The 6,643-nt window shown below is 51.1% G+C and carries 4 protein-coding genes; 3 read left to right on the plus strand and 1 reads right to left on the minus strand.

What is annotated here, in order from left to right; genetic code table 11:
• The coding region (gene metK / locus RTY00_RS17240; RefSeq protein ID WP_312665251.1) for a methionine adenosyltransferase at positions 1-891 on the minus strand (891 nt) is incomplete at its 3' end.
• A gap of 784 nt (positions 892-1,675) precedes the next feature.
• On the opposite strand from metK, the gene speA reads away from it, so the two are divergent.
• The 3 genes from speA to RTY00_RS17255 all read left to right on the plus strand — a co-directional run.
• Positions 1,676-3,655, plus strand: coding sequence for a biosynthetic arginine decarboxylase (speA, locus tag RTY00_RS17245; RefSeq protein ID WP_101761914.1), 1,980 nt, complete (start codon positions 1,676-1,678; stop codon positions 3,653-3,655).
• A gap of 715 nt (positions 3,656-4,370) precedes the next feature.
• A complete protein-coding gene (locus RTY00_RS17250) occupies positions 4,371-5,060 on the plus strand; it encodes an EAL domain-containing protein (RefSeq protein ID WP_312665252.1) in 690 nt (229 codons plus the stop codon).
• A gap of 308 nt (positions 5,061-5,368) precedes the next feature.
• A partial coding sequence (locus RTY00_RS17255) for an Ig-like domain-containing protein (protein WP_312665253.1) occupies positions 5,369-6,643 on the plus strand: 1,275 nt, incomplete at its 3' end.

A 6,643-nucleotide genomic window follows, 5' to 3' on the forward strand; every position in this document is an offset into this window, starting at 1 on the left:
GATTTCGCAACGGTCAGCCAGGCCAGCCGCGACGATGTTTTTCGCTACATAACGCGCGGCGTAAGCGGCAGAGCGGTCAACTTTTGACGGATCCTTACCTGAGAACGCGCCGCCACCGTGACGTGCCATGCCGCCGTAGGTATCAACGATGATTTTACGACCGGTCAAACCGCAGTCGCCCATAGGGCCACCGATAACAAAACGGCCGGTTGGGTTGATGTGATATTTGGTGCTGGCGGTGATCCACTCAGTCGGCAGAACCGGCTTGATGATCTCTTCCATCACCGCTTCACGCAGATCGGCGGTGGTGACATCTTCAGCGTGCTGCGTTGACAGCACAACCGCATCGATACCGACAATTTTGCCGTCATCGTACTGGAAGGTGATCTGGCTTTTTGCATCCGGACGCAGCCACGGCAGTGAACCGCTTTTACGCACTTCAGCCTGACGCTGCACCAGACGGTGCGCATAGGTAACCGGCGCTGGCATCAGCACATCGGTTTCATTGCTGGCGTAGCCGAACATCAGGCCCTGATCGCCCGCGCCTTGCTCCAGCGGATCGGTACGGTCAACGCCCTGATTGATGTCTGGAGACTGCTTACCAATCGCGCTCAGCACTGCGCAAGAGTTAGCATCAAAGCCCATATCGGAATGGACATAGCCGATTTCACGTACGGTATTACGGGTGATCTCTTCGATATCCACCCATGCGCTGGTGGTGATTTCACCGCCAACCAGCACCATACCGGTCTTCACGTAAGTTTCGCAGGCCACGCGCGCTTTAGGATCCTGCTCGAGGATCGCATCCAGCACGGCATCGGAAATTTGGTCAGCGATTTTATCAGGATGTCCTTCTGATACGGACTCAGATGTAAAAAGGTGTTTAGCCATTCTGTTCTTTACCTTAAAAATGGTTTGAATACGACTGCATAGCGTAAGCGGGATCAGACCGACTCGACGCCCCTTCAGGCAAAGCCGCAAGCAGTAGGAAGTGAGAGCATTGACTCACACCGCCTGGATGTTAATCAGTTTAGATGGAAAACCATCTGGACGGCTATTCTAGGTTACTCAGTGAGCACTTTTCCAGTGCTTTTTCCGATCCCGCATTTTCCGCAACATCACAAGTGGAATTATTTCCTGACACCGCGCGCAGTTACCTGACAAAGATTTTGCATTTTACCCCGCGTGGCTGTATAAAACGCCGCTGCTGTCGACCACAGCCGCAAAGGATGACGCCGCCGTGCGTCGCGCCGTCAGATGCCATTTCATCTGACCTTCACCCAAGCCGTTTCTCGCATGCTTTAAGCAGGCGATGGAGGTGATTAAAGTAATGAACCACTCTTTCTCTCGCTTTGGTTCACTGCGCTGTTGCGGCGCGCTGGCACTCCTTTCACACTCCAAACCCGTTCTTTTCTTCTATCGACGTTGTGTTCATTCTCCCGACACGCGCGCCGGTTAACATTTCTCTGCATCTATTACTGCATTTCGCTGTCTACAGACCGTGGAAGTCTCAGGCTATTTGCCCCGACTTCGGTGCGGTGTTTTACACTTAGAGTCAGCTTTGCACATTGCAACCTTACAGAGGCAGCAAGCAGGATGAGGCAATTTTTACCCGGCGCCACCATGACAAAACTCGGTAACAAATTCATATTTCAACGGAAAATTGAGGTTCGCGATGTCTGACGACATGAAGAATATCAAGGGTTCGTCAGCTGGCGAACAAGGTGTACTCCGCTCCATGCAGGAGGTGGCAATGAACGATCAGGAAGCGAGCAGAATGCTGCGTACCTACAACATTGCCTGGTGGGGAAACAACTATTACGACGTCAACGAGCTGGGGCACATCAGCGTGTGTCCCGATCCGGACCAGCCGGAAGTGCGCGTTGACTTAGCGAAACTGGTGAAAGAGCGCGAAGCCGACGGCCAACGTCTGCCGGCGCTGTTCTGCTTCCCGCAGATTCTCCAGCATCGTCTGCGTTCGATTAACGCCGCCTTCAAACGCGCGCGTGAATCTTACGGCTATAAAGGTGATTACTTCCTGGTTTACCCGATCAAGGTTAACCAGCATAAGCGCGTGATTGAGTCGCTGGTCAACTCTGGCGAACCGCTGGGCTTAGAGGCCGGTTCGAAAGCCGAGCTAATGGCGGTGCTGGCCCACGCCGGTAAAACCCGTTCAGTAATTGTTTGTAACGGCTATAAAGACCGCGAATACATTCGTCTGGCGCTGATCGGCGAAAAACTCGGTCACAAAGTCTATCTGGTGATCGAGAAGATGACCGAGGTGCGTCTGGTGCTGGAAGAGGCCGAGCGCCTGAACGTGATTCCACGTCTCGGTATCCGCGCGCGTCTGGCATCGCAGGGCTCGGGCAAGTGGCAGTCGAGCGGCGGCGAGAAATCGAAGTTTGGTCTGGCGGCATCGCAGGTCCTGCAGCTGGTCGACATTATGCGCAAAGCGGGCCGTCTCGATAGCCTGCAACTGCTGCACTTCCATCTCGGTTCGCAGATGTCAAACATCCGCGATATCGCCACCGGCGTGCGTGAGTCGGCGCGTTTCTACGTTGAGCTGGCGAAGCTGGGCGTCAACATCAAATGTTTCGATGTGGGCGGCGGTTTGGGCGTGGATTATGAAGGAACGCGCTCGCAGTCTGATTGCTCGGTCAACTACGGCCTGAACGAATACGCCAACAACGTGATTTGGGCAATCGGCGATGCCTGTGAAGAGAACGGTCTGGAACATCCAACCGTGATCACCGAATCAGGTCGTGCGGTGACTGCGCACCACACCGTGCTGGTGTCCAACATCATTGGTGTTGAGCGTAACGAGTTCAGCACGCCGGTGGCTCCGGATGCCGATTCACCGCGTCCGATTCAGAGTTTGTGGGATACGTGGCAAGAGATGCACGAACCTGACGTGCGTCGTTCGCTGCGCGAATGGCTGCACGATAGCCAAATGGATCTGTTCGACATCCATACCGGTTATTCATCAGGCACCTACGATCTCGGCCAGCGCGCCTGGGCAGAGCAGCTTTATCTGAGCATCTGCCACTATATTCAGCAGCATCTTGACCCAAGCAACCGCGCGCATCGCCCGATCATTGATGAGCTGCAGGAGCGCATGGCGGATAAGATTTACGTCAACTTCTCACTGTTCCAGTCAATGCCGGATGCGTGGGGCATCGATCAGCTGTTCCCGGTGCTGCCGCTGGAAGGGCTGAATAAGATGCCGAAGCGTCGCGCGGTATTGCTCGACATCACCTGTGACTCCGATGGCACCATCGATCACTACGTCGATGGCGACGGCATTGCCACCACCATGCCGATGCCGGAATACGACATCGACAATCCGCCGATGCTCGGCTTCTTTATGGTGGGCGCGTATCAGGAAATTCTCGGCAACATGCACAACCTGTTCGGTGACACCGAAGCGGTTGATGTGTTTGCGTTCCCGGATGGCAGCGTGGAAGTGCAGCTATCGGATGAGGGCGATACCGTGGCGGATATGCTCGAGTACGTACAGCTTAATCCGAACGATCTGATGACGCTGTTCCGCGATCAGGTCACCCAACAAACGGATATCGATGAAGAGCTGCGCGCGCAGTTCTTGTCTGAATTCGAAAGCGGCCTGTACGGTTATACTTATTTAGAAGATGAGTAATTAACTGCTCCCCAACCGAGCCCGTAAAGGGCTCGGTTTTCTCTTATCCTGCTATATTCTCGCGCACCCTCAACCTTTTAATTCTATTTGTGAAGACGATCACTCTTCGCTTATTTTTAACCTGCCGCCAAAAAATCGCATTTATATCCTCAGTGCTATCTCTTTCTTTTTGCTGATAAATCCATTCAGTACCAACCTCCTTTTTCGCCAATGCCCCTACATTACCTAATGATTAAACAGTGATTAAGCAGCGTATCTGTTATGTATTCCTTGCAATGTATAATCAAAATTTAAACATTAAGGATTAAATAGTCACTAACGTAATCTTTATTTATTGGAGTTTATTGGAATCATGAATTCCAGATGAAACATTTTCAAATTTGAGATAAGTATAAAAATCAATCATCATTAATTTGGTTTTTATCCTTTATTTTCAATTTGTTCGTGTTTTTGAGTGCTGTCAAGGTTAGCGTTAAGTTAAATTTTTCTCAGAATTATCCGAAGTTTTTATGAATTTTAAAGAAATTTACTTGCGTTATTGATTGGTTTAAACGATTGAAGTTGTCAATGGTGTTTACTGAAATCTATTTCTCAAAGTGTAAGTTGTACGTTAACCTTCAGTTAAGACATTAAGTTTTATCAATGTTTACCTTACTTCTCACATGAGAAATCCTGACAGTTTAATGCTATCAGGCAGTTGCAGTAAGGATGTGAAATGAGCAATCAACCGAAGACAGTGTTCTTGTTAGAGCCGGTTTATGATTTATCCGGCCAGGTGATTGCCAGGGAATTGTTAACACGTCTCGCAGATGACGCGGACATCAATAATAAGCGTAATCCTGAAAGGGATGTTGGGTTCTTCAGTCAGCTTTCTGCTGACGTTAAATGGCAGTTATTCCTCCACCAGATCGAAAAACTTATTCAGCTATATCAGAAAGGGTTCGACCAGATTGTCAGTGTCAATGTTGATAGAGATATCGTAGCCAGCATTTTTAAAGATGCTGAAATACAAGAAAAACTGGCTCAACTGACGCTATTGCGTCTGGAAATATCAGCATTCTTCACCGCGCGATTTAATAGCGCCGATCTGTTGATTTTAAAAGGTGTCGCGAAAGTGACGCCCGCCCCTTTATGGCTCGACGACTTTGGTCCGGGTTATTCCAACCTTTCCATGTTTGATAGCGGAATATTTGAAATCGTCAAGATTGACAAAGAATTTTTTTGGCAATTTGGCGACGGTCGCACCTTTGACATTCTGCTCGACCATCTCAACGAATTATGCAACGGCGTCATCGTTGAGGGTGTTGAAAATCAACAACAGGTCAACCTGCTAGCGCATAAATCGATTTATGGCATGCAAGGTTATCTGTGGCAGAGCGTCTATCTCGATGATTTATTAGCATAATCCTGAATATTACTGGGTTGGTTTCATCCCTCGGGGAAGTGAAAAATGTCAAAGCCTGGGCTCCATGCGTTTCACGTCATTTGTGCCCGGCCAATTGAGAAAATAAAACTTTTTCCCGTGCTGATTTTTAGAAATAAATCCAATCAGTTATCAGGATGGCGGCTAAACAAAACTCAACGCGATTTCATTCTTAGCCTGTATGAGATCGAACAAGAGAAAAAGTGAATATTCATGGTGATTATTCACGGTAAAAGCCGGTGTCTGCGGATGCCGGGCATTTTAATGGAACTTCGCGGGATCTCGATAACATGAATAATATCTCAGTAACCCCAAAAGGTGGGACCGTTGCTTCTGAGCTGAGTGGAAATCAAGTTAATTTGACCGCTCCGAGTTTGGTGAAGCTGCATCTTAATCAGTCTGATATTAAGTCTTTCACACGCAATGGTAATGATTTAGTCGTCACCACAAAATCTGGTGAAGTCCTTGTTATTCATAATTTTTACAGCCCGAATGGCGACAGCGACCTGGTCCTGCAGGACGATCGCGGCGCGATGTGGTGGGTTGAAGATCCCGGTACAGAAGGTTTCCATTACGTGTCTATTGACAGCACGGAAGGGCTGTTAGCGGAAAACACCACCAATGATGGCACCATCGCCGCCTTCGGTATCGGTGGTGCGGCGCTGGCCGGTTTGGGAGCGATGTTTGCCGGTTCGGGCGGTGGCGGTGGCGGAAATGCCACGCCGAGTAACCCCGATGACGGTAACAACGGCGGCAATCCCACTAACCCGACCAATCCTACCAACCCAACCAATCCCGGTGGTGGCGATGACACTACGCCACCAACCGCCATCACGGATTTGGTAATTAACGACACGGTTGGGCCGTATCAGGGCGCGATTGGTGCGGGCGCGATTACCGATGACAACACGCCAACCTTAAGCGGCACCGCTGAAGCCGGTGCCATTGTCAGCATTTACGATGGCACGACGCTGCTCGGTACGGTGACCGTTGGCGCGGATGGCCGCTGGAGCTTTACCACGCCTGCGCTGGCGGATGGTCAGCACAGCCTAACCGCCACCGTCACCGATGCGGCGGGTAACACCAGCCCGGCAACCAATCCGGTAGATTTCACCGTGGATACCGTCGCACCAACCGCCGTTGGCGGCCTGAGCGTGATTAACAACAGCGGTACCACTGCGCAGCCAATCACCAACGGCGGCGCGACCAAAGACACCACGCCAGTGCTGAGCGGAACCGCTGAAGCGGGCTCGATTATCACCATCCGCGATGGCAATACCGTGCTCGGCAGTGTCACTGTCGGTAGTAACGGTACCTGGAGCTTTACCAGCCCCGAACTCAGTCAGGGCAGCCATACGCTGAGCATCACCGCAACCGATGCGGCGGGGAATACCAGTCCAGCGACTACCATCACCTTCACGGTGGATACGCAAGCTCCGACAGCAGTAACTGACCTGCTGGTCAACGATAACTCGGGCGGCAGTTCCGGCACGGTAACCAATGGCGGCACTACCGATGACAACACGCCAACGCTTACCGGCAGCGGTGAAGTGGGCGCGATTGTC

The sequence above is a fragment of the Pantoea sp. CTOTU49201 genome, assembly GCF_032054795.1.
GTDB lineage: Bacteria > Pseudomonadota > Gammaproteobacteria > Enterobacterales > Enterobacteriaceae > Pantoea > Pantoea symbiotica.

Excerpts from the sequence above, each read along its gene's own strand:
- speA (WP_101761914.1), top strand. The coding sequence starts at position 1,676 with ATGTCTGACGACATGAAGAATATCAAGGGTTCGTCAGCTGGCGAACAA.
- RTY00_RS17250 (WP_312665252.1), top strand. The coding sequence starts at position 4,371 with ATGAGCAATCAACCGAAGACAGTGTTCTTGTTAGAGCCGGTTTATGAT.